This window comes from Prescottella sp. D32, from assembly GCF_037287305.1.
In the GTDB taxonomy this organism is placed as follows: Bacteria; Actinomycetota; Actinomycetes; order Mycobacteriales; family Mycobacteriaceae; genus Prescottella; species Prescottella equi.
In genome coordinates, this window is record NZ_JARBSW010000007.1 from 173,924 (window position 1) to 195,100 (window position 21,177).

21 protein-coding genes and 1 riboswitch are annotated in these 21,177 nt (G+C 69.6%); of the genes, 11 read left to right on the forward strand and 10 right to left on the reverse strand.

What is annotated here, in order from left to right; translation table 11 throughout:
* Position 1 precedes the first annotated feature (1 nt).
* From PSS76_RS23570 to PSS76_RS23585, 4 genes are all read left to right on the forward strand, one after another.
* A complete protein-coding gene (locus PSS76_RS23570) occupies positions 2 to 2,509 on the forward strand; it encodes an FtsX-like permease family protein (RefSeq protein ID WP_337456713.1) in 2,508 nt (835 codons plus the stop codon).
* Between the two features lie 101 nt (positions 2,510 to 2,610).
* Positions 2,611 to 3,876 carry an MFS transporter gene (locus PSS76_RS23575; protein ID WP_145239212.1) on the forward strand — a complete coding sequence of 422 codons (1,266 nt, stop codon included), beginning with the start codon at positions 2,611 to 2,613 and terminating at the stop codon, positions 3,874 to 3,876.
* Positions 3,873 to 4,169: a DUF2470 domain-containing protein gene (locus tag PSS76_RS23580; RefSeq protein WP_084846380.1), complete on the forward strand. Its 297-nt coding sequence runs from the start codon at positions 3,873 to 3,875 to the stop codon at positions 4,167 to 4,169. The genes PSS76_RS23575 and PSS76_RS23580 overlap by 4 nt, the downstream gene beginning before the upstream one ends.
* Before the next feature lie 68 nt (positions 4,170 to 4,237).
* Positions 4,238 to 4,861 (forward strand): nitroreductase family protein, encoded by a 624-nt coding sequence (locus PSS76_RS23585; protein ID WP_084846379.1) that lies wholly within the window; start codon positions 4,238 to 4,240, stop codon positions 4,859 to 4,861.
* A gap of 4 nt (positions 4,862 to 4,865) precedes the next feature.
* Here the strand turns inward: PSS76_RS23585 and PSS76_RS23590 are convergent, their stop codons facing one another.
* On the reverse strand, positions 4,866 to 6,434 hold the full coding sequence (locus PSS76_RS23590) for a carboxylesterase/lipase family protein (RefSeq protein WP_081122415.1): 1,569 nt from the start codon (positions 6,432 to 6,434) through the stop codon (positions 4,866 to 4,868).
* Between the two features lie 90 nt (positions 6,435 to 6,524).
* Positions 6,525 to 6,621, forward strand: a riboswitch (TPP riboswitch).
* Here PSS76_RS23590 and PSS76_RS23595 point away from each other — a divergent pair.
* From PSS76_RS23595 to PSS76_RS23615, 5 genes are all read left to right on the forward strand, one after another.
* A complete protein-coding gene (locus PSS76_RS23595) occupies positions 6,615 to 7,343 on the forward strand; it encodes a TenA family protein (RefSeq protein ID WP_005514266.1) in 729 nt (242 codons plus the stop codon). It overlaps the preceding riboswitch by 7 nt.
* Positions 7,340 to 8,368, forward strand: coding sequence for an ABC transporter substrate-binding protein (locus tag PSS76_RS23600; RefSeq protein WP_404314210.1), 1,029 nt, complete (start codon positions 7,340 to 7,342; stop codon positions 8,366 to 8,368). Before PSS76_RS23595 ends, PSS76_RS23600 begins: the two co-directional genes overlap by 4 nt.
* Entirely contained in the window at positions 8,346 to 9,161 is an 816-nt protein-coding gene (locus PSS76_RS23605; RefSeq protein WP_084986011.1) for an ABC transporter permease, read from the forward strand. Before PSS76_RS23600 ends, PSS76_RS23605 begins: the two co-directional genes overlap by 23 nt.
* Positions 9,154 to 9,915, forward strand: a complete 762-nt coding sequence (locus PSS76_RS23610; protein ID WP_084968955.1) for an ABC transporter ATP-binding protein — start codon at positions 9,154 to 9,156, stop codon at positions 9,913 to 9,915. Before PSS76_RS23605 ends, PSS76_RS23610 begins: the two co-directional genes overlap by 8 nt.
* A 221-nt stretch (positions 9,916 to 10,136) precedes the next feature.
* Positions 10,137 to 10,844, forward strand: coding sequence for a chymotrypsin family serine protease (locus tag PSS76_RS23615; protein WP_081185366.1), 708 nt, complete (start codon positions 10,137 to 10,139; stop codon positions 10,842 to 10,844).
* Positions 10,845 to 10,944: 100 nt separating this feature from the next.
* Here the strand turns inward: PSS76_RS23615 and PSS76_RS23620 are convergent, their stop codons facing one another.
* From PSS76_RS23620 to PSS76_RS23630, 3 genes are all read right to left on the reverse strand, one after another.
* Positions 10,945 to 12,483 carry an FAD-binding protein gene (locus tag PSS76_RS23620; protein ID WP_064058119.1) on the reverse strand — a complete coding sequence of 513 codons (1,539 nt, stop codon included), beginning with the start codon at positions 12,481 to 12,483 and terminating at the stop codon, positions 10,945 to 10,947.
* 95 nt (positions 12,484 to 12,578) lie between these two features.
* Positions 12,579 to 13,097: a VOC family protein gene (locus PSS76_RS23625; RefSeq protein ID WP_337456715.1), complete on the reverse strand. Its 519-nt coding sequence runs from the start codon at positions 13,095 to 13,097 to the stop codon at positions 12,579 to 12,581.
* Positions 13,098 to 13,222: 125 nt separating this feature from the next.
* Positions 13,223 to 14,095 carry a uracil-DNA glycosylase gene (locus PSS76_RS23630; protein ID WP_337456733.1) on the reverse strand — a complete coding sequence of 291 codons (873 nt, stop codon included), beginning with the start codon at positions 14,093 to 14,095 and terminating at the stop codon, positions 13,223 to 13,225.
* Between the two features lie 102 nt (positions 14,096 to 14,197).
* On the opposite strand from PSS76_RS23630, the gene PSS76_RS23635 reads away from it, so the two are divergent.
* On the forward strand, positions 14,198 to 14,950 hold the full coding sequence (locus PSS76_RS23635) for an NAD-dependent deacylase (protein WP_337456716.1): 753 nt from the start codon (positions 14,198 to 14,200) through the stop codon (positions 14,948 to 14,950).
* A 10-nt stretch (positions 14,951 to 14,960) separates the two neighbouring features.
* On the opposite strand, the gene PSS76_RS23640 is transcribed toward PSS76_RS23635, so the two are convergent.
* Positions 14,961 to 16,754, reverse strand: a complete 1,794-nt coding sequence (locus tag PSS76_RS23640) for an AMP-dependent synthetase/ligase (protein WP_205317376.1) — start codon at positions 16,752 to 16,754, stop codon at positions 14,961 to 14,963.
* A complete protein-coding gene (locus tag PSS76_RS23645; protein WP_005514280.1) occupies positions 16,747 to 17,256 on the reverse strand; it encodes a MarR family winged helix-turn-helix transcriptional regulator in 510 nt (169 codons plus the stop codon). Before PSS76_RS23645 ends, PSS76_RS23640 begins: the two co-directional genes overlap by 8 nt.
* A gap of 102 nt (positions 17,257 to 17,358) precedes the next feature.
* Here PSS76_RS23645 and PSS76_RS23650 point away from each other — a divergent pair, with 102 nt between their 5' ends.
* A complete protein-coding gene (locus PSS76_RS23650; protein ID WP_337456717.1) occupies positions 17,359 to 17,631 on the forward strand; it encodes a chorismate mutase in 273 nt (90 codons plus the stop codon).
* 91 nt (positions 17,632 to 17,722) lie between these two features.
* Here the strand turns inward: PSS76_RS23650 and PSS76_RS23655 are convergent, their stop codons facing one another.
* The 4 genes from PSS76_RS23655 to PSS76_RS23670 are packed head-to-tail and all read right to left on the reverse strand — an operon-like array spanning position 17,723 to position 21,104.
* On the reverse strand, positions 17,723 to 18,427 hold the full coding sequence (locus tag PSS76_RS23655) for a GntR family transcriptional regulator (RefSeq protein ID WP_064077360.1): 705 nt from the start codon (positions 18,425 to 18,427) through the stop codon (positions 17,723 to 17,725).
* Positions 18,428 to 18,450: 23 nt separating this feature from the next.
* Positions 18,451 to 19,266, reverse strand: coding sequence for an ABC transporter ATP-binding protein (locus PSS76_RS23660; RefSeq protein ID WP_064077359.1), 816 nt, complete (start codon positions 19,264 to 19,266; stop codon positions 18,451 to 18,453).
* A gap of 37 nt (positions 19,267 to 19,303) precedes the next feature.
* Complete coding sequence (locus PSS76_RS23665; RefSeq protein WP_049799454.1) at positions 19,304 to 20,122, reverse strand: ABC transporter permease; 819 nt, start codon at positions 20,120 to 20,122, stop codon at positions 19,304 to 19,306.
* On the reverse strand, positions 20,115 to 21,104 hold the full coding sequence (locus tag PSS76_RS23670) for an ABC transporter substrate-binding protein (RefSeq protein ID WP_337456718.1): 990 nt from the start codon (positions 21,102 to 21,104) through the stop codon (positions 20,115 to 20,117). The genes PSS76_RS23665 and PSS76_RS23670 overlap by 8 nt, the downstream gene beginning before the upstream one ends.
* Positions 21,105 to 21,177 lie beyond the last annotated feature (73 nt).

The window sequence follows — 21,177 nt, forward strand, 5'->3', positions numbered from 1 at the left end:
CGTGGCCGGGCCTCGTCTGCGGACCCTGGCGCGCGCCAACATCCGCGCCCGACGCGGTAGCTTCGCGGCCGTGTTCGTCGCGGTGTTCTGCGCCGCGCTCCTCACGTGCGCGCTCGGCGTGCTGTTCGAATCGGGAATCCGGGGCGGCGTCGCCCCGCACCGTTACGCGGGCGCCGACGTCGTGGTCGGGGCGGCGCAAGCCCTCGACGTGCGCGAGGACATCGACCAGCCGTACGTCGAACGGGCGTTGCTGCCGGAGTCCGTCGTCGGCGAACTCGCCGCAATGCCGGGGGTCCGCGTCGCCGTCGCCGACCTCGGCGTTCCCCTCACCACCGACGCCGGCGCACCGCTGGACGCGCACGGGTGGGCATCGAGCGTCCTCGCGCCGTACACGCTGACGTCCGGCCGGGCGCCGGTGTCGCCGGACGAGGTCGTCGTGACCGGGCCGGGCACCGTCGGTGATCGGATCACGCTGCGGCACGGTGGGATCGGCGAAGAGTACGCGGTGGTCGGCATCGCGGCGGCACCCGACGCCGAACCGGCCGACCGGCAACCGGCGGTGTTCGTGTCCGATGCCCGGATCCGCGGGCTGTGGCCGCACGGCGACCGGGTCGCCGCGGTGGGTGTGCTCGCCGACGGGGGCACCGATGCCGCCGCGCTGGCCGCCCGGGTCCGTGACCACCTGCCCGGCCTCGACGTGCGCACCTACACCGGCACCGCTCGCGGCGACGTCGAATATCTCGACGCCGGTGCGGCCCGCAGCGAACTGATGATGCTGTCCGGATCGTTCGCGGGCCTGGCCATCCTCATCGCGATGTTCGTGGTGGCGAGCACGCTGTCGCTGTCGATCCAGCAGCGCCGACGCGAGTTCGCGTTGCTCCGCGCGATGGGCGCCACACCGGGCCACGTGCATCGCCTGATCGGCAGCGAGGTGCTGCTGGTCGCCGGCATCGCCGCGCTGCTCGGTGCGGGTCCCGGCTATGCGCTCGCACAGGTTCTCGGGGCACAGTTCGCCGAGGCCGGTGTGTTGTCGTCGGATTTCGCGCTCGCGTACAGCCCGCTCCCGGCCGTGGTCGGGGTTCTGCTGGCCGTCGTCACCGCGCGGATCGCCGCGGCGGTCGCCGCCCGACGTCCGGCCCGTCTGGATCCCACCGAGGCGCTGCGGGAGTCGGCTGTGGAGCCGTCCTCCATCGGTAAGGGCCGACTCGTCACGGGGCTCGTGTTCGGCGCAGGAGGTCTGGCCACGTCGATGCTCCCGGCAGTGCTGCCCGGACAGGCCGCGCTGGCCGGCGCGGGTGCTTCCGCCGTCCTGCTGGTGATCGCGGTGGCGCTGCTGGGCCCGATGCTGGTCGGCGGCGCGGTCCGAGTGTTCGGCGGACCGCTGCGCCGCAGCGCGTCGCCCGCGCTCGTGCTGGCCGCCGCCAACTCCGGGGCCCGGGCCCGCCGTCTCGCCGCCGCCATCACCCCGCTGGCACTCGCCATCGCGATCGGCTCGGTCCAGCTGTTCACGCAGGACACCGTCGCCGCGGCCGCCGACCACCAGTCCCGCGCGGGCATCACCGCCGATCTCGTCGTCACCGCTCCCGCCGGACTCGCTGCCGACCTCGTCGACGCAATCGAAGCGGAACCCGCTGTGCGCGCGGCCAATCCGATCACCCGGACGCAGGCGTTGTTCACGACCGGTGGCGATTCGCCGTCCACCGACCCGTACCCGGTCCAGGGCATCGATCCCGCAGCGACGGACTCCACCCTCGACCTGGACGTCCGCGACGGCGACCTCGGACAGCTGCGCGAGGGCACCGTCGCCCTCAGCACCGACGCAGCATTCTCCATGAGCGCGGGTGTGGGAGATACCGTGCCACTGCGACTCGGCGACGGCACACTCGTCACCCCCACGGTGATCGCGACGTACGGCCGCGGACTCGGCTTCGGCGACGTCACACTCCCTACCCCGCAGGTGCTGGCACACACCACCACAGGACTGACCGACATGCTCCTCGTCGCCGCCGAACCAGGCCGCGTCGACGAGGCCCGGGCCGCGATCACCGCGACGGGCGGCGTCGTGGTCTCCGATCGCGCCGAGTTCGCCGCCGCCGGGCAGGAGCAGCGCCGCACGCAAGCCTGGGTGAGCATCGTGGCACTCGCGGTCCTGCTCGGCTACCTCGCCGTCGCGGTGGTGAACACCCTCGTACTCGCAACCGCCGAGCGAGGCCGAGAGTTCGCGCTGCTGCGACTCGTCGGCGCGAGCAGTCGGCAGGTGCGCGGCATGATGCGCGCCGAGTCGGTGATCGTGGTGACCGTCGCGGCCGTGGTGGGATCGCTCATCGCGCTGCCCCCGCTCGCGGGTGTCGCGGCCGCGGTGTCCGGCCGTCCGATCCCGAGCGTCGACCCGCGCGTCTACGCCCTCATCCTCGGAGTGACGGTCCTGCTGGGGCTCGTCGCGATCGCGATTCCGACGCGGACCGCGATGCGCCAGGACCCGGTGACGGCGATCGGGACCCGCGAATAGGAGCGGGAACGCGCGATGGCGCGGCCGGAAAACCGCTCGCGCGGATTCCGGCCGCGCTGTTAGCTTCGACAGCGACGCCCGATCGACCGAAAGCCCGCGCCGTGAGTACCCCCCACCAGACGACGACCCGACGACTCACGCCGCTGATCCTGCTCAACGTCGCGACGCTGTTCTCGGCGACCGGCAACGGCATCGTGATCGTCGCCCTACCGTGGCTGGTGCTGGAACAGACCGGTCGCGCAACCGACGCGGCGATCGTCGCGGGCGCCGCCACGCTGCCACTGCTGCTCGCGAGCCTGTTCTCCGGCACCGTGGTCGATCGATTCGGACGGCGGCCCACCTCGCTGGTGTCCGACGCGTTGTCCGCACTCTCGGTGGCTGCGATTCCTATCGCCGCGGGCACGGTCGGGCTGTCCGTCCCGGTGCTCGCGGCGCTGGCCGCCCTCGGGGCGACGTTCGATCCCGCCGGCATCTCCGCTCGGGAATCGATGCTGCCTGCGGCGACGAAGGCCGCGGGCTGGCGACTCGACCGCGTCAACAGCCTGTACGAGGCCAACTACAACGTCGCGTACCTGGTGGGGCCGGGTATCGGCGGTGTACTGATCGCGCTGGTGGGACCCGAGAGCACACTGTGGGTGACCGCGGTGTGCTTCGTCCTGTCGATCGTCACGATCGCGTTCCTCAGGCTCGAGCACTCCGGGCGACCCGATCACGAGACCCGCCCGAAGTCGATGTGGTCGGGCACGCTGGAGGGCCTGCGTTTCGTGTGGCGCGACCGCCTGCTGCGGACCCTCGCGCTCGTGGACATGGTGATCGTCGCGCTGTACATGCCGATCGAATCCGTGCTGTTTCCCAAGTACTTCACCGACCGCGGCGAACCGGCCCAGCTCGGCTGGGTGCTCATGGCGATGAGCATCGGCGGGCTCGTCGGCGCACTGTCCTACGGGGCGCTGGCGCCCTACCTCAGGCGCCGGAACCTGATGCTCGTCGCGGTCACCGGGCTCGGTCTCGCGATGATCGGCATGGCGTTCCTGCCACCGCTGTGGGTACTGCTGGCGCTGTCCGTCGTGATCGGTCTCGTGTACGGGCCGGTGGGACCGATCGCCAACTGGGCCATGCAGACCCGCAGTCCCGAACACATGCGCGGCCGCGTCGTCGGGGTGATGACCTCCACCGCGTACGCGGCCGGGCCGCTCGGCTACCTGCTGGCGGGACCGCTCATCGACCAGCTCGGCATCCGCACCACGTTCTTCGCACTCGCGATCCCGGTGGTCGCCGTCGCGGCGGTGTGCTTCGCGTTGCCGGTGCTGCGCGAGCTCGACGCCGACCGGAAGCCGCCGACGGTGCGGTTAGGCTCCCCGTCATGACCACCATCGACGCCGCAGTCGTCACCGCCGTGATCGGCCACATGAACGGCGACCACACCGAGGACAATCTGCTCATCGTGCGTGCCTTCGCGGAGCCCGACGCCACCGCCGCCCGCATGACCGGGTTGGACGGGCGGTCCGGCGAGTGGGTCGCCGAGGTCGACGGCGTCGACCGGACGGTGCGGGTGCCGTGGCTCGGCCCCGTCACCGACCGCGCGTCGATCCGCACCGAAGTGGTCGCGCTGTACCGCGCGGCGTGCGAGAAGCTCGGAGTCGCGCCCGACGAGCACTGACCGACCCCCGGCGGTATGGTCCGTTCGCCTGCAACGATCGTTGCGGACGGACGAAAGGACTGCCTCTCGTGGATCTCGAAACTGCCCTCACCACCACCCGCACGGTCCGCAAGCGCCTCGACTTCTCCCGCCCCGTGCCGCGTGAGGTGATCGACGAGTGCCTCCGGCTGGCCCTGCAGGCACCCAACGGATCCAATCGCCAACTGTGGCACTGGGTGATCGTCGACGATCCTGCGGTGCGCGCGCAGGTCGCCGATCTGTACCGCGAGGGTCTGGCCGACGCGATGGGTCGGACGAACATGCGCAATCCCGATCCCGCCCAGTCCGGTCGGATCCGGCCGTCCGTCGAATACCTCGGCGAACATCTGCACGAGGTCCCAGCCCTCGCCGTCCCGGTGCTGAAGGACGATGCCCGCGGCATGGAGGTCTTCATGCAGGCCAGCCGGTGGGGCTCCGTGATCCCCGCGGTGTGGAGTTTCATGCTCGCGTTGCGGGCCCGCGGGCTCGGCTCGGCATGGACGACCGTGCACCTGCTCCGCGAGCGCCGGATGGCGGATCTGCTCGGAATCCCGGACGGCTACACACAGGTGGGACTCTTTCCCGTGGCATACACACTCGGCACCGACTTCAAGCCCGCGTCGCGCCGACCGGTGGACGAGGTGCGCAGTTGGAATCGCTTCGAGGCGCCGTAATCTGCTAGCTGAACCCCATCGCCTCGTCGCCCCACGCCACCCGCATCGCACGGTCCGGGTCCACGACGAGGCTGTCGTGCCCGTCGATCAGGAGCGTCGACCGGTTCTCCTCGCTGTACGGCGCCCAGTGCTTGGAGCCGTCGAGCGCGGCGGGGACACCGTGGCGGGCGAAGGCGAGCCAGCGACGCTGTATGCGGCCCGACACCTCGATCGCACCCCTGCGACCACCCAGCCAGAACGTGGGGTCCGGGTTCAGTGTGCCGAAATTTCCGAACACGTACGGTAACTCGGTCGCATGTGCCGCACCGACCCGCGCCGCCTTGAGCAGCGGAGTGGCGTGGTCGAAGCGGTACACCCAGGTCTGCGAGTGCCGGCTGTGCGCGTCGGCCACCCAGAGTGCGGGCATTCGAAACGCCGCGTCGCGCGAGATCGCCAGCACTCCTCGCGCTTTCGCGCTTGCCGGGTAGGCGGCGACGATCTCCGCGAGCCGGAGCGGCGACAGCCCCGGGTTGTCCTCGGCGAGACCGGCGAACATCTGCTGCACCGCCTCCGGGCTCACCGGCAACAGCGGCGAGCGCATGAACTTGAAGATCGACGCCTCGTCCCGGTTCGAACCGATGATGAGCGGGATCCGGTGCGAGTACCCCTTCTGGAACGCGGCGACCGGATAGTGCGGAACGAGATCGCGGTCCACCACCGGCGCCATTGCCAACGTGCCCGGCACCTTCGTGGGCACCTCGTTCACCAGGAGATCGCCGGCCTTCACCAAGTGTTCGACCGGCATGGCGGCGAGGTCGCCGATCCGGTCGCCCGGCAGGTCCAGGATCTCGAGGAAGCGGGCCGCGACGGAAGCTGCCCGCTCGGCGCCGTAGACGGACGTCGACGGCGGACTCTGCGCGATCGCGCGGTGGAACAGTCCTTCCGCCCGTGGCACCGTCATCAGGGTGGTGATCGAACCGCCGCCGGACGACTCGCCGAACACCGTCACCTCGTCGGGGTCGCCACCGAACGCGGCGATGTTGTCTCGCACCCACTCGAGCGCCGCGATCTGGTCCCGCAGGCCGAGATTCGACTCGAATGTCCGGCTCGCGGTCGAGAACGACGACAAATCGAGGAACCCGAGCGTCCCGAGCCGGTAGTTGAAGGTCACCAGCACGACGTCGCCGCGCTCGGCCAGCAGCCGGCCGTCGTAGATCGGTTGCGCGGACGAACCCAGACAGTAGGCGCCGCCGTGGATCCACACCATCACCGGACGCGAGGTCCCGTCCGGCCGGGGCGCCCACACGTTGACCGTCAGACAGTCCTCGTCGATCCGCATCGTCGGGTCGAGCGGCACCGACGTGTCGTGGCCCTGCGGCGCCATGGCCCCGAAGGCGGCCGCATCGAGCACATCGCTCCAGGGTGACGCGGGAACCGGGCTACGGAAGCGCAGGTCTTCCACGGGCGGAGCCGCGTAGGGGATTCCCTTCCACACGAAAACCGAACCGTCGGCATACCCGCGAACGGGGCCGCACGGAGCCTCGATCACCAGGCTTCCCGGCGCCTGCGCCGAGGCGATCTCCACAGCTTCCATCGCGCGGCCCTCCTCACCGCCGGCAGGCCATCGACCGGGGCTGCCGACCGATTGCCAAGGTACCAATCCTGCGGTGCTAAGGTCGGCTCGTTCACTGACACGGGGTGCTCCGCACGGGCGGGGCTGAGATCACACCCGGGAACCTGCATCAGGTAATGCTGACGAAGGGATGTCAAGGCGATGACTACGCCTGTCCATGACACAACTGTCCACTCCGCCGCCGACGGCGCGCGGTTCACCGATCTGCTGTGGGACCGCACCGCGGTGCTGCGTGCCGCGATCGACGACATGGAGTTCCTGCGCCGACTCGGTGACGGCACACTGCCGCTCGACGTGTTCCGCACGTACATCGAGCAGGACTCGCTGTACCTCGCCGAGTACGCCAAAGCCCTGGCGCTCCTGGCGGTCAAGGCACCGGATCCGCAGACCGCCGCCTTCTGGGCGACGTCGGCGGCAACCGCCGCCGTCGTCGAGACGGAACTGCACGAGGGCCTGCTGAGCAGCGGGGTACTGCCCCGGGCGGCGACCGCGGCCGAGCACTCGCAGGCCTGCCTGGGATACGTGTCGTACCTGACCGCGACCGCATCCACCGAGTCGTACCCGGTGGCGGCCGCGGCGGTCCTGCCGTGCTTCTGGATCTACGCCGAGGTGGGACGACGCCTGGCCGCCGACGCGCACGAGGTGCTCGCCGCCGACCCCTCGCACCCCTACGCGCAGTGGGTCACCACGTACGACGACCCGGCCTTCCACGAGTCCGTGGCGACCGCCCGGCGCCTCGTCGACGCGGCCGCGGACGCCGCGACCGCCGAACAGCGCGAGGCGATGATCCGCGCGTTCGTCGTCGCGACCCGGTACGAATTCATGTTCTGGGACACCGCCCTGAACCCGCAGCCCTGGCCCGCGTCGTGACGTCGATGTCGCGGCTGCGCCGCGTCCTGGCCACGTCGGCGATCGTCGCGTCCGCGATGAGCATCCTCACCGGGTGCGGGGGCTCCGACGATTCCGGCGACACCATCCGGTTCGCACTCGACTGGACTCCGAACACCAACCACACCGGGCTGTACGTCGCGCTGCAGGAGGGCTACTTCGCGGACGCGGGCCTGAACGTCGAAGTGCTGCCGTACAACAACACCTCGCCCGACACCCTCGTCGACGCCGGCAACGCCGAATTCGGCACCAGTTTCCAGGATTCGGCCACGTTCTCCCGCGCCGCCGGTGCGCAGACCGTGTCGGTCCTCGCGCCGCTGCAGCACTGGGCCACCGGCATCGGGGTGAAGGCCGACCGCGCCGACCTCGCGAGCCCGAGGGATCTCGACGGCAAGACGTACGCCGGCTTCGGCGACCCGGGCGAGCGGGAGACGCTGCGCCAGGTGATCCGGAACGACGGCGGCACAGGCGACTTCGAGACCGTCGTGCTCGGGACCTCCGCGTACGAAGCCGTGTACGGCGGGCAGGCCGACTTCACGGTGTCGTACTTCGCATGGGAGGGCGTCGAGGCGGCGCGCCGCGGCACCCCGATGCGCTACTTCCACTACACCGACTTCGGGTTCCCCGACGCCTACGCGATCGTCGTGAACGGCAACGAGAAGTGGCTCGCCGAACACCCCGAGCAGGCCCGCAAGTTCGTGCAGGCACTCCAGCGCGGCTACCAGGTGGCCGCCGACGATCCGGACCGCGGCGCGAAGGCCCTCATCGACGCGAACCCGGGGGTCTTCAGCGACGAGGAGTTGGTGGTCGAGAGCCAGCGGATGCTGGCGGCCGACTACATGAAGGACGCATCCGGCCGGGTCGGAACTCAGACGCGGGAGCAGTGGGCCGGGTACTCGGGATTCCTGTACGAACACGGACTGCTCGCCGGCCCCGACGGCAAACCACTGACGGCGGAACCGGATTGGTCGACGTACTTCACCGATGAGTACCTCGCGACCCCGTAAGCGCGACGCGACGACCACCGCCGGCCCGGTCCGCCGGCTACTTCCGGCGGTGGTGGTCGCACTCGCGCTCGTCGCGGCGTGGCAGATCTACGTGACGATCAGCGGGATCCGCCCTCAGGTGCTGCCGTCGCCGGGCCGCGTGCTCGAGCAGGGCTGGGCCCACCGCGACGACATCGCCGTGCACGCCTGGGCGACGCTGCAGGTGACGCTGATCGGGTTCGCGGTCTCGTTGGTCGTGGCGTGGGCGCTCGCGATCCTGGTCGACTTCTCGCCCTGGCTGCGAAGGGCTTTCGTGCCACTGTTCGTGGTGTCGCAGACCCTGCCGATCATCGCGATCGCGCCGCTGATGATCATCTGGTTCGGCTTCGGCCTGCTGCCCAAGGTCCTGGTCATCGCGCTCGCGACGTTCTTCCCGATGGCGATCGGGCTCATCGAGGGGTTCGCCTCGGCCGATCGCGAGGCCGGCGCGCTGCTGCGCAGCATGGGCGCGTCGAAGTGGCAGCAGTTCCGGTACGTGCGGTTGCCGTCGGCCCTCCCCCGGTTCTTCACGGCGCTGCGCATCGGCGTCACCTACGCGGTCGTCGGCGCCGTGTTCGCCGAGTATGTCGGCGCGAGTTCCGGACTCGGCATCTACATGAGCGTGCAGAAGAACTCGTTCCGCACCGACCTGGTACTCGCGGCCGTCCTGGTGACCGCGACCATCAGTGTCGCCCTGTACCTGTGCACGTTCGCGATCGAACGGGTCGTCGCGCCGTGGATCCAGCAACCCGGGCGGGAGGAACGTCGTGGCTGAGGTCCCCGTCGTCGAGCTGGCGACCGTCACCAAGTCGTTCGGCACCAGGCGGGTGCTCGACGGCATCGACCTCGCCGTACGGCAGGGCGAGTTCGTCTCAGTGATCGGCCCCAGTGGTTGCGGCAAGAGCACCGTGTTCGGGATCGTCGCAGGTCTCGACTCCCCCGATTCGGGATCGGTGTCCGCACCCACGTGCGCGCACATGCCGCAGAAGGATCTGCTGTTCCCGTGGCGCTCCGTGCTGGAGAACACTGCGCTCGGACTCGAGGTCCAGCGGCTCCCGAAGAAGCAGGCCCGCGCCCGCGCCGCCGAGCTGTTCCCGAGGTTCGGGCTCGCGGGCTTCGAGGACGCCCGGCCACACCAGCTGTCGGGCGGGATGCGGCAGCGCGCGGCGTTGCTGCGTACGGTCGTCCAGGACCGCTCGGTCCTGCTGCTCGACGAGCCGTTCGGCGCGCTGGACTCGCTCACCCGCACCGAGATGCAGACCTGGCTGCAGGACGTCTGGCAGCAGTATCGCTGGACCGTCCTGATGATCACGCACGACGTGCGCGAGGCGGTGTTCCTGTCGGACCGGGTGATCGTGCTGTCCGCGCGCCCCGCGACCGTGCGCCGCGAGGTGGTCGTCGACCTGCCGCGGCCGCGGGAACTGCCGATCGTGACGTCGCCGGAGTTCGCGGCCGTCGAACGCGAACTCATCGAGGTCCTGCACAACGAATCCCGGCGGGCACTGGCCGAGCAGGAGGCCGTCGACTGATCCGGTACCGGACGGTCGCCACTCTCGAATCCACGAAATAGTTTCCCACACAAGGGAACTGGTCGGTTCATGCGCGTTCGAGACAAAGACTGCAGAACTCTCGACGGATCGAGACTTCCTCGTTACGCTTCCGTTATGGCGCACGGATGAGGCCGATCGCCTCCCTCGCCGGTTCTCACCTCCATAACCCGGGTGCCGCCCACCCGACAGGGAAGTTCACGATGACGAAACGCGTTCTGCTCACCGCCCTCGCCGCATGCGCTGCGCTCGCCCCGGCGTTCGCTCCCGCCGCGGCGGCGGCAACCGACACGGCAACGGCTACCGGCACGGTGTCGAACGGCATCGGATGGACGGCGAAGCCGGACGCCGGCCCGTCGAATCCGATGCAGAACCAGGAGTACTGCACCCTCGGCGTCGTCGGCACCGACGCCCTGGGCAACAAGATCGCCATCTCGGCGGGGCACTGCGTCTCCGCGGCCGCAGGAGGCGCCACCGATTTCCCGGACGGCTCCACGGTCTACCGCTTCGGGCCGTCCGGCACCGGCGATCCGATCGGAACCGTCGCCTACCGCGACCCACGGATCGACTACGTGGTGATCGAGCTGAATCCGGACGCGGTGCTCTCGTCGGACGGGCCGGAGGCGCGGATCGACAGCCTCGGGCCGGCGCATCCGGACGGCATGCTGTGCAAGGCCGGCGTGCGGACGGGTCTGACCTGCGGACCTATCTACGGCCAGGAAGCACAGCGGATCAGTTCGTTCGTCACCGCGAACGGCGGCGATTCCGGCGGCCCCGCGTTCGTCAACGGTTCACAGCTCGTGGGCATGACCCGGGCCCCGTTCGAGTTCGTCGACATCGCCGCGGTTCTGGGTGGTATCGAGGCCCAGTCGAACCCGGTCGGCAAGGGATTCACCGTGACAAACAGCTGAGCCGACGGACAGCTGAGCCGCCGAACGATCGACAGCCGTCGAAACGCCACGCGCCCCGCCGCCGGGAAACCGGCAGCGGGGCGCGTGAGTGCGTTTCGGCCTACTTGCCGGCGATGTTCATCGCGGCGATGTGGCTGAACAGCATGGAGGTGCCGATCGGGTTACCGCCACCGGGGTAGGTGGTGCCGCTCGGGGCCGCCATGGTGTTGCCGGCCGCGTACAGACCGGGGATCGGGTTGCCCGAGGTGTCGAGCACCCGCGCCGCGGTGTCGGTACGCAGACCGCCCTTGGTGCCGAGGTCGGAGATGCCGAACGCGGCAGCGTGGAACGGACCCTGCTCGATCGGGATCAGCGCCGGGCCGCCGCCGGTGAACGCCCGGTCGTACGCCTCGTCGCCGCGACCGAAGTCCTCGTCGACGTCGTTGGCGGCCATCGCGTTGAACCGCTCTACCGTTGCCAGCAGGTTCTCCGCCGGGACGCCGATCTTTCCGGCCAGCTCCTCGAGCGTGTCGGCGGTGTGCCACAGGCCCGCGTCGACGTACTTCTCGGTCTCGACCATCGAGACGTTGGTGGCCGCGATCGGCGGCCGCTGGCCCTGCCTGTCGTCGTAGATCATCCAGTACGGCAGCGTGACCGAGCCGTCCTCCATGCCCGCGATGATGTCGCGGCCGAGGCGGTCGTACGGCGCGTACTCGTTGACGAAGCGCTTGCCGTCGTCGTTGACGAAGATGCCGCCGGTGAAGCACAGCGCGAACGCGGAACGTCCGTCCGGGTGGGTCAGGCCCGGCGACCACCACGCCTGGTCCATCAGGTCGGTGTCGGCACCGACGGCGATACCGGCCTGGTGCGCCTGGCCGACGTTGCCCCACGGACCCATCGTGTCGCGCGCGACACCGGGGACGCCGTACTTCTGGCGCAGCTCGTCGTTGCCCTCGAAGCCGCCGGCCGCCAGGATGACGCCCTTGCGGGCGCGGATCGCGACCTGCTCGCCGTCACGCTCGACGAGCGCGCCGACGACGGCGCCGTCCTCGACCACCAGCTCGACGAGCGGGGTGTTGAGGTTCAGCTTCGCGTTCGGGTAGTTGCCGATCGCCTTGAGGAAGCGACCGACGAGCGCGCGGCCGCCGATCAGCATCTCGGGCAGGTCGGCGCCGAGCCGGTCGAAGTCGAGCGGTCCGCGGACGAGCTTGTGCAGGTCACCGACCTCGGAGATCGGCAGCGGCGTCGGCATCGTGTGGCGCTGGCCGTCGTTGCGGGCCTTCGGCATCTTGCCGTAGTAGTCGGGCCACGGCAGCATCTCGAACTTGAGGTTCTCGTCCTGCTCGAGGTACTCGACCAGCGGAGCGCCGCCCTTGACGTAGGTGTCCTGCAGCTCGCGCGGGGTCCGGTCGCCGACGACGGCGTGGTAGTACTCGAGCGCGTCCTCGATCGTGTCATCGGTGCCGGCGCGCTTGAGCACCGGGTTGGCCGGGAACCAGAACCCGCCGCCACCGGAGTACGCGGTGGTGCCGCCGAACTTGTCCGTCGCCTCGACCAGGATCACGTCGAGGCCCTCGCGAGCCGCGGTGTACGCGCCGGTGACGCCACCGGCGCCCGACCCGGCCACCAACACGTCACATTCTTCGTTCCAGTTGACCATCGTTCAGCCTTTCCCGGCGCCGCCGGATTGGGTTCTCCGCCTTGTCGATGCGGAAGTCGGTTGGGGCCGGGTGGCCCCGGGGAGGAGCGCCGCGATCAGCCGATCGGGCGCACGGGGTTCGATCCGTCCCAGGTGCGGGCCTGCTCGATGCCGTAGGCGAGCATCTCGCGCATGCCGGCGCTCTGGATGTATTCGAAGACGACGCCCGGCTGCCCGGGCGAATGCACGTATGCGACGCGCGTCCCCGGACCCTCGGCCACGAAGAGTTCGTCGAGTCCGCGGCCACGGGCGTCGGCGAGCGCTGCATCGAGATCGTCGGTGATCCAGGCGATGTGGTGGGGTCCGACGAGCGGTTCGCCGGCGGAGTTCGCGTACGGCGAGGACGTCGACGACGTGATCTGCATGAGCTCGATCTGGAGGTCGCCGGTGTAACCCATCGCGACGTCCATGGTCACGACGGTGTCGGCGCCCGCGTAGCGCCCGTTCAGCGTCACGCCACGGAACACGGTCCACGGTCCGACGTGGGCGTGCGTCACCCAGTGGTCGATGGCGGCGTCGAGGTCCGCCACGACATAACCCATCTGAACTGCGGGTTCGGGGACCTCGCGACTCATGCACACCTCCAACGGCATTCGACGTGGTGTGTGATGGTAGCCACCCCTACGGGGTGTGATTCAAGCTGCCGTCCCACTCAGAGGACGTATGCGTCACAGTCGTGCACCGGGTGTTCGGAGCGCCGTCAGCGCCCGGAGCCGCCGCAGGCCCAGCCGAGGCCCGCGAGTTCCTGCCCCCGGGACAGGACGTCGTCGATCATCTGCTCGGTCAGCCGTCCGGTGAAGGTGTTCTGCTGGCTCGGGTGATAGCAGCCGATCACGTTCAGCGGCTTGCCGTCCGCTGTGTGCAGGACGGCGATCTGCCCGTGCCCGAACTTGGGCTTCGGGGTGGGGACGGTGCCGCCGGAGCGCCGGACGGCCCCGAGCGTCGCGTCCCAGCCGAAGGCGCCGAGCGCGACGACGGCCCGGGCGAACGGCAGGAGCCGGGCGAACTCGGCGTCGAGCCAGCCCGCGCAGCAGTCCCGCTCTTCGATACTCGGCTTGTTCTCGGGCGGCGCGCACCGTACCGCCGAGAGCATCCGCACGCCGAACAGCTTCTGCCCGTCACCCGCGTGGTCGACCTCGGCCCGGGTCGCGAGTCCCGCCCGGTGCAGCGCACGGAACAGCCAGTCGCCGGCCTGGTCACCGGTGAACATGCGGCCCGTGCGGTTGCCGCCGTTCGCGGCCGGCGCCAGACCCATGATCAGCAGCTTCGCGAAGTCGCCGCCGAAACCGGTGACCGGCCGGCCCCAGTACGGCTGGTTCGCGAACGACGCGCGCTTGGTTTCCGCCGCGCGCTCACGCCACTCCACCAGTCGCGGGCACGCGCGGCACACGCTGATCCGAGCGTCGATGTCGAGGAGGTTCTTCGCGTCGGCTGCCAACGCGACCACGTCCGCCGCCGAGTGGGCCACGGGTGTCTGCTCGTCCGCCGGATCGCCGGGCCAGCCGGTGCCGGGCGGCACCGGAGACGTGAACATTTCCCCCGTGCCGGGGTGCGGCAGCAACTCGCCGGTCATCGGTTCCACGCGCTCGTAGCCATGCGTCGATTCAACCCGATCGTCGCGACACGGCACAGTCGGGTGCGGACGAGCCGGCCGTGGACGCGGACAATCGGCAGTATGACTGTCTCCCCTGTCGACCCGGCAATTCTCGAAGCGGCCCGCGCTGCACGGAAGGTCGTGGTGTTCAGCGGCGCCGGAATTTCCGCGGAGAGTGGCATTCCGACGTTCCGGGACGCGCAGACCGGCTTGTGGGAGCGATTCTCACCCGAGCAGCTCGCGAGCCCGGAGGGGTGGGAGCGCGACCGCGGCCTCGTATGGGCGTGGTACCAGTGGCGGACCGGCCTGGTGCGCCGGGTGCAACCGAACGCCGGCCACCGGGCCGTGGCCGAGTGGGCCCGGCACACCCCGGTGGAGATCGTGACGCAGAACGTCGACGACCTGCACGAGCGGGCGGGCAGCGAGGTGGCCGCGCATCTGCACGGCAGCCTCTTCGCCCCGCGCTGCGGCGACTGCGGTGCCCCGCACCCGTCCGACGGCGGCCTCGACGCCGAGCCCACCGGCCCGGTGGCTCCGCCGGAATGCACGCGCTGCGGCGGTTCCGTCCGCCCCGGGGCGGTCTGGTTCGGCGAGGCGCTGCCCACGGACGCGTGGGAGCGGGCCGAGAACGCCGTCGACGAGTGCGACCTGATGGTGGTCGTGGGCACGTCCGGCGTGGTGTATCCGGCGGCGGGTCTGCCGCTGCGCGCAATCGGGTCGGGCGCCACGGTCGTGGAGATCAACCCGCAGGCGACGGATCTGAGCCCGCACGTGCAGTATTCGTGGCGCACCACCGCAGCCGAGGGACTCCCGGCACTGGTCGCCAGGAGCTAGCCGCACGGGTTCAGCGGGAGCGGTAGATGGAGGCGATCTGGTCGGCGAAACGCTCCGAGACGACGTTCCTCTTGATCTTGAGAGTGGCGGTGAGTTCGCCGGACTCCTCGGTGAGATCGTGCGGAAGGACCGCGAACCGTTTGATCGCCTCCGCGTGGGACACGCTCGCGTTGGCGTCGTCCACCACCGCTTGCAGGGCCCCACGGAGATCGGGGTCGTCGGCGAGGTCCGCCACGCTGGCCGACGCGGGTTTGCCGTTCGACGCCTTCCAGTTCTCGAACGGCTCGGGGTCGAGTGTGAGCAGTGCCCCGATGAACGGCCTGCCGTCCCCCACCACCACGGCCTGCGAGATCAGGGCGTTCGAGCGGAGCCGATCCTCGAGCGGCCCCGGCGAGACGTTCTTCCCGCCCGCCGTCACCAGCAGATCCTTCTTCCGTCCGGTGAGAATCAGGTAGCCGTCGTCGTCGAGTTCACCCAGATCGCCGGTCCGCATCCAGCCGTCGTCGAAGACGTCCGCCGTCGCCTCTTCGTTGCGCCAGTAACCCCCGAACACGACGCCGCCCGCGAGTTCGATCTCGCCGTCCGCCGCGATCCGCACCGAGTTGCCACTCATCGGGCGTCCGACCGTGCCGATCTTCTGCTCGCCCGGCACATTGACACAGTGCGCCGCTGTCGATTCGGTGAGTCCGTATCCCTCGAAGATGGGAATACCCGCGCCCCGGAAGAAGTGTCCGAGCCGGGGCATCAGAGCCCCGCCGCCCGAAATCGCCCACCAGCATTCGTCTCCCATCGCGGCCCGGAGCTTGCGGAACACCAGACGATCCGCGAGTGCGTGGCGTGCCTTCAGCAGGAACGACGGCCCACCGGCGTCGAGGGACTCGCTGTACTCGATCGCGGTGGACTCCGCGAATGCGAAAGCCGCCCGCGCAATCGGGCCACCCTTGGAGGCGGTGTGCGCCGCGCTGTCCCGCACCTTCTCGAATACCCTTGGCACACCGAGGATCACGTTGGGGCGGAACCTCTCGAACTGCTCGGCGACGGTACCGAAGTTCGACCAGTGCGCCTGGATTCCGCCGGCCTCGAACATGGCCAGCGACACCGCTCGCGCGAGGACGTGCGCGAGCGGGAGGAAGGTGAGCATGCGATTCCCCGGCCGCGCCACCTCGCCGATCGACGCGACGAGGATTCCCCGCACCTCGGACAGGAAGTTCCGGTGCGTGAGGATGCACCCCTTGGGCCGGCCGGTGGTCCCCGAGGTGTAGACGAGCGAGGCGAGATCGTCGGCGCTCACCCCCGCGATCCGCTGCCGCACGACGTCGTCGGCCAGGCCGGCGCCCTCGGCGATCAGCTTCTCGACCGCCCGATCCTCGATCTGCAGAACTCGGGTGAGATCCGGTCCGGCATCCGCGAATCCCGCGGCGTGCTGCGCCCGCTCGACGATCGCCACGACCGCTCCGGAGTCCTCCACGATCCACTGGACCTGTTCGGGCGACGAGGAGTCGTAGATCGGTACGGACACCGCGCCGGCGGCCCAGATCGCGAAGTCGAACAGGGTCCACTCGAATCGGGTCGCCGAGAGCAGAACGACGCGGTCACCCGGCGCAACCCCGGACGCCACCAGCCCTTTCGCGACGCCGGTGACCAGGTCCGCGAACTCGGCCGCGGTGACGTCGACCCACTCGTCTGCGATCGGCCGCGAGAACAACACGCGCTGCGGACTGCGGCGCGCGTGTTCGAAGACGGTGTGGACGATCGATTCGTCTGCGCCGATGGTGAATCGGGATCGGGCGCCGTACTCACGCATGTGCGTCATCTCCATCTCGCTGGAAGGGCTCGGCGAGCGGCGTCGGTGCCTGCGCTGTGCGGAACCGTCGCAGGATGCTCGCGAACTGGGAAATTTCGGTCGGTGACCAGCCGTCCACCCGGGCACGGACCTCGTCGAGACGCCGGCGGTCCGCCGATGCCAGTACCGCGGTGCCCTGGTCCGTCAGGTGAAGTGGATAGCCGGCCCGGAGTGGGCCGACCTCGGATCGCACCCAGCCCGAGTCCAGGCACCCACGCAGCTGACGCGAAACGGTCGAACGATTGACGCCGAACGCGTCGGAGATATCGGTGGCGCGGCAACCGGGATTGCGGGCGACGAACGAGAGGACCGAGTGCTGGGCGAACGACGGACCGCCCTGAGCTTCGCGTCCTCCGGCCACCAGTTCGCGCGCCAGTTGGACCAGTTCGGCGTGCACCGCCGCCACCTCGTCGGCCGTCGTTTCCTGTTGCACAGTGCAACTGTACGCCGCCCCTCGTGCCATGCATCGGCGGTGTACCGGACGTAACGTATAGACCGCTTCCGCGACTAACTATGTACAGCGTCGCAGCGGCGGCCCTGCGCGCACGAGACCAAAGGAGACGATGTGTCCGTTCAGACCGAATCGTTCGCCATTCACGCCACCGGGTCGACCGGAGATGCAGACACGGCCACGCTCGACCGCCTCGAGCAGGAGATTCTCGACCTGGACGCCGCGATCCTGGAATCCGTTCGACGCCGCAGCGACCTGGCGCGCAGCCTCACACCGGTCGCCGTCACCACGCAGGCCGACGGCTCGTCCCGGTTCGACGACCTGGGCCCGGACGGATCCGTCCTCGACCGCATGTTGGCTCGCCTGGCGGCCGCCGAAGCGCAGTAGGAGACACCCCGAACGCACCACGAGCCGCCTTCCCTCCCGTGACTTCCGTCACGCGAGGGAAGGCGGCTCGTCTGTGTTCGGACGGCGGCCGTCAGCGCCGACCGTGCAGTGCGTGAGCGGTGATCGCCCGCACGGCCCGTTGCTCGACGACGTCCAGCGAACCGCCCACGTGCGCGTGCAGCGCCGCAAGAGCCTCGGAGAGTTCCCCGTCCAGTATCCGTTCGACGATCGCGAGGTGCTCCGTGACCGTCGCGTCCACGCGCTCCGGTGTCTGGTAGTCGTACATCCGCACCAGCCGGATCTGACTGTTCACTGTCGTCAGTGCCCGTGTGAGCGCCGGATTCCCTGCGGCGGTCGACAGGTCCACGTGGAACTGCTGGTCCAGTTGGACGATGTCGGGTGAGGGCTCCGGAGGATCCGCTTGCAGGTCCAGCCATCGTCGGCGGACCGCCTCGAGTAGCGGCCGGTCGATCCGTAGTTCGGAGTTCGCCGGCTTCTCCAGATGCCGGGCTATCCCCCGTAGTTCCAGCGTGACCCGCAGCTCGTACAGGTCCCGGATCGAGTCGAGGTCGGGGAACAGCGGGTAGTAGCCGTCCTCGCGTCGGGTCACGATGCCGTCCGAGTGCAACCGGACGAGCGCCTCGCGCAACGGCGTCCGCGACACCCCGAGCGCCTCGCACAGCCGCCCCTCGACCAGGCGTGCATGCGCAGGGATTTGCCCGCTCATGACCTGCTCGCGCAACTCCCGGTACACCCGCTCGCCCAGACCGATGACAGATTCTCCGGCGGTGGTCATGTCCTCTCGCCTACCTCTCCCCGTCAGTGGATCGATTCGTGGACCATCGCCGCGATGCGACGCTCGAGATCATTGAACGCCACCGACGTGACGTCGCGGTCGGAGCCCAGATCGATGTCGACGACGTCGCGGACGTGGCCGGGCACGCCGTGCGACGCGCCGCCGGTCATCACGACGACCCGATCCGACAGGTACACCGCCTCCTCGATGCTGTGCGTGACGAAGATGACCGTCGTCCCCTCGGCCCGCTGGATCCGGGCCAGCTCGTGCTGGAGAGTGGTGCGGGTCAACGCGTCGAGGGCGCCGAACGGCTCGTCCATGAGCATCACGGCCGGATTGTTGGCGAGCACCCGAGCGATCGCCACTCGCTGCTGCATGCCGCCCGAGAGCTGGTGCGGGTACTGATCGGCGAACCGCTCGAGCTGCACTGCGCGGATGTACTTGTCCGCCTGGGTGTTCGACTCCGCACGGCCGAGGCCACGCTGCCGCGGTCCGTAGGCGACGTTCTCACGGACCGACATCCACGGGAACAGTCCGTAGTCCTGGAAGACGACGCCACGATCGGGTCCCGGGCCGGCGACCGGGATGCCACCGACCAGAAGTTCTCCCCCGCTGTGCGATTCGAACCCGGCGAGCATCCGCAGCAGCGTGCTCTTGCCGCAGCCGCTCGCGCCGACCAGACACACGAACTCACCCGACTCGATGGTGAGGTCTACCCCGGCCAGCGCCTGCACGGCCGCCGGGCCTTCGCCGTACTGCTTCGCGAGATCACGGATGACGATGTCGGCGGCCCTCGTCGCGGCGGGATTCGTACCGGGATCCGCTACTGCGTTCGACATGATGATGGTCCTTTCGTCGTGGGAAGCGTGCTGTCGGTCAGGACAGTCCGGGGCGTCCGCGGGTCGCGACCCGCAGCAGCCACCCCATGAAACGGTCGGTGACGAAGCCGGCGAGGCCGATGAAGACCATGCCCGCGATGATCAGGTCGGTGCGGCTCATGTCGCGAGCCTGGGTGATCATGGCGCCCAGTCCGGTCGAGATGCCCACGGTCTCGCCGACGACGAGGACCACCCACGAGAGGCCGAGCGCGATTCGCAGGCCGCTCGTGATGCTCTGCATGGCACTGGGAATCACGATCTTGTAGAGCGTCTTCGCCTTGGGGGTGCCGAGCATGGCCGCCGCCTCGAGCAGTCGCGGTGGCACCTGCGCGACGCCGACGGTCGTGTTGAGCAGGATCGGGAAGAACGCCGCGACGAAGATGAGGAAGATCGTGGAACGGTCGCCGTAACCGATGATGAGCAGCGTCAGCGGGGCCCACGCCGTCACCGGGATGGGGCGCACCAGGTTCACGGTCGTCTCGAGTGCCCGGCGTACCGGGCCGAAGCGTCCCATCAGCACGCCGAGCGGGATGGCGAGTGCGGCCGCGAGCAGGAACCCGTTGAGAACGCGCAGGGTGCTCGCGGCGAGGTGACGCCACAGGGATCCGCTGTAGGCGTCGTCGTGGACGCCGCCCACCGCCACGTCCCACATCCGACCGGCCACTTCGCCGGGCGGTGGCAGGAAACGCATCTGGATGCCGAGCGGGAGAGTCCATCCGAAACGGACGCCGAGGCTCCAGAAGCCGGCGAGCAGAACGAGCGCTGGCAGGCCGTAGAGGACGGCGGCCTTCTTCTTCACAGTGGTTGCGTCAAGCATCTGCGGACTCCTTCAGGAACGAGTCGTCGACGAACTCGCCGAGGTCGGGCTCTACGGGAATCTGTCCCAGCACCACCATCTGCCGGGTCAGGGCGGCCACCTGGCTGCGGTAGTCGGCCGACAGATCCGATCGAGGCCAGATGTTGGCGATCGCGGTCGCCGCGACGGCCGGGTTCAGGCCGAACTCCTCGACCACACCGCCGTGCCACGCGTCGCGATCGGCGTCCATGAACTCGGCCGTCCGGACGTGGGTGTCGACGATCTTCTGCACCAGTTCGGGTTTCGCGTCGATCGTGCGCTGTGTCGTGGCCAGTCCGATGTTCACCCGGCCCACCGGGGTGTCGTACGGCGAGACGAGACTGTGCGCGCCCGCCTCGATCGCGGTCGCCGGTCCCAGTTCCGCCGAGGCGAACGCCGAGATCTGGCCCGTGGCGAGGGCTTTCGCCATGTCCGAGAACGGGAGGTTGACCAACTGGACATCCCGGCCCGGGTCGAGGCCGAGGCGCGCGAGCGTCAGGCGGAGCAGGATCTCCTGCGAGGAACCGAGTGGGAATCCGACCTTCTGCCCCCGCAGGTCGTCGACCGACTCGATACCCGGTGCCGCGACGATACCGGTGCCCCCGTCGGCCGCCGACGCGACGAGTCGAACATCCTGTCCCGCAGCCGAACCTGCCAGGAAGGCGGGAACGCCCGCGACGCCGAAGTCGATGGCTCCACTGACCAGGGCGTTCTTGATGTCTGGCGAGCTGTCGAACACGACCACATCGACCGCAGTGCCCTCGGGAGCGAAGCGTTCGTAGAAGAACGGGTGAAAGAGGTGGGGCTGCCCCCGCAGCGTCCCGACCTTGACGACGTCGGCTCGATCGCCGCCACCGGCGGGCCGGGCCGCGAACGTGGAATCGATGTTGCTGCATGCCGTCGTGAACAGCACCGCTATCGCGGCAGCGACGATGGCGAACCACCGGGGCTGGCGAAGGGGCATGGGGGCCTCCTGGGATCGAGATGGGTCGAAATGCACTGCAGCGAGCCGGTATACGACGCTGTATCCGCTCACG

What these genes read in the sequence shown, in the direction of transcription:
- PSS76_RS23670 (WP_337456718.1), bottom strand. Translation starts at nt 21,104, where the DNA reads ATGCCCCTTCGCCAGCCCCGGTGGTTCGCCATCGTCGCTGCCGCGATA.
- PSS76_RS23645 (WP_005514280.1), bottom strand. Translation starts at nt 17,256, where the DNA reads ATGGCACGAGGGGCGGCGTACAGTTGCACTGTGCAACAGGAAACGACG.
- PSS76_RS23630 (WP_337456733.1), bottom strand. Translation starts at nt 14,095, where the DNA reads ATGACCGGCGAGTTGCTGCCGCACCCCGGCACGGGGGAAATGTTCACG.
- PSS76_RS23635 (WP_337456716.1), top strand. Translation starts at nt 14,198, where the DNA reads ATGACTGTCTCCCCTGTCGACCCGGCAATTCTCGAAGCGGCCCGCGCT.
- PSS76_RS23620 (WP_064058119.1), bottom strand. Translation starts at nt 12,483, where the DNA reads ATGGTCAACTGGAACGAAGAATGTGACGTGTTGGTGGCCGGGTCGGGC.
- PSS76_RS23660 (WP_064077359.1), bottom strand. Translation starts at nt 19,266, where the DNA reads ATGTCGAACGCAGTAGCGGATCCCGGTACGAATCCCGCCGCGACGAGG.
- PSS76_RS23655 (WP_064077360.1), bottom strand. Translation starts at nt 18,427, where the DNA reads ATGACCACCGCCGGAGAATCTGTCATCGGTCTGGGCGAGCGGGTGTAC.
- PSS76_RS23605 (WP_084986011.1), top strand. Translation starts at nt 8,346, where the DNA reads ATGAGTACCTCGCGACCCCGTAAGCGCGACGCGACGACCACCGCCGGC.
- PSS76_RS23625 (WP_337456715.1), bottom strand. Translation starts at nt 13,097, where the DNA reads ATGAGTCGCGAGGTCCCCGAACCCGCAGTTCAGATGGGTTATGTCGTG.
- PSS76_RS23640 (WP_205317376.1), bottom strand. Translation starts at nt 16,754, where the DNA reads ATGCGTGAGTACGGCGCCCGATCCCGATTCACCATCGGCGCAGACGAA.
- PSS76_RS23615 (WP_081185366.1), top strand. Translation starts at nt 10,137, where the DNA reads ATGACGAAACGCGTTCTGCTCACCGCCCTCGCCGCATGCGCTGCGCTC.
- PSS76_RS23590 (WP_081122415.1), bottom strand. Translation starts at nt 6,434, where the DNA reads ATGGAAGCTGTGGAGATCGCCTCGGCGCAGGCGCCGGGAAGCCTGGTG.
- PSS76_RS23595 (WP_005514266.1), top strand. Translation starts at nt 6,615, where the DNA reads ATGACTACGCCTGTCCATGACACAACTGTCCACTCCGCCGCCGACGGC.
- PSS76_RS23580 (WP_084846380.1), top strand. Translation starts at nt 3,873, where the DNA reads ATGACCACCATCGACGCCGCAGTCGTCACCGCCGTGATCGGCCACATG.
- PSS76_RS23665 (WP_049799454.1), bottom strand. Translation starts at nt 20,122, where the DNA reads ATGCTTGACGCAACCACTGTGAAGAAGAAGGCCGCCGTCCTCTACGGC.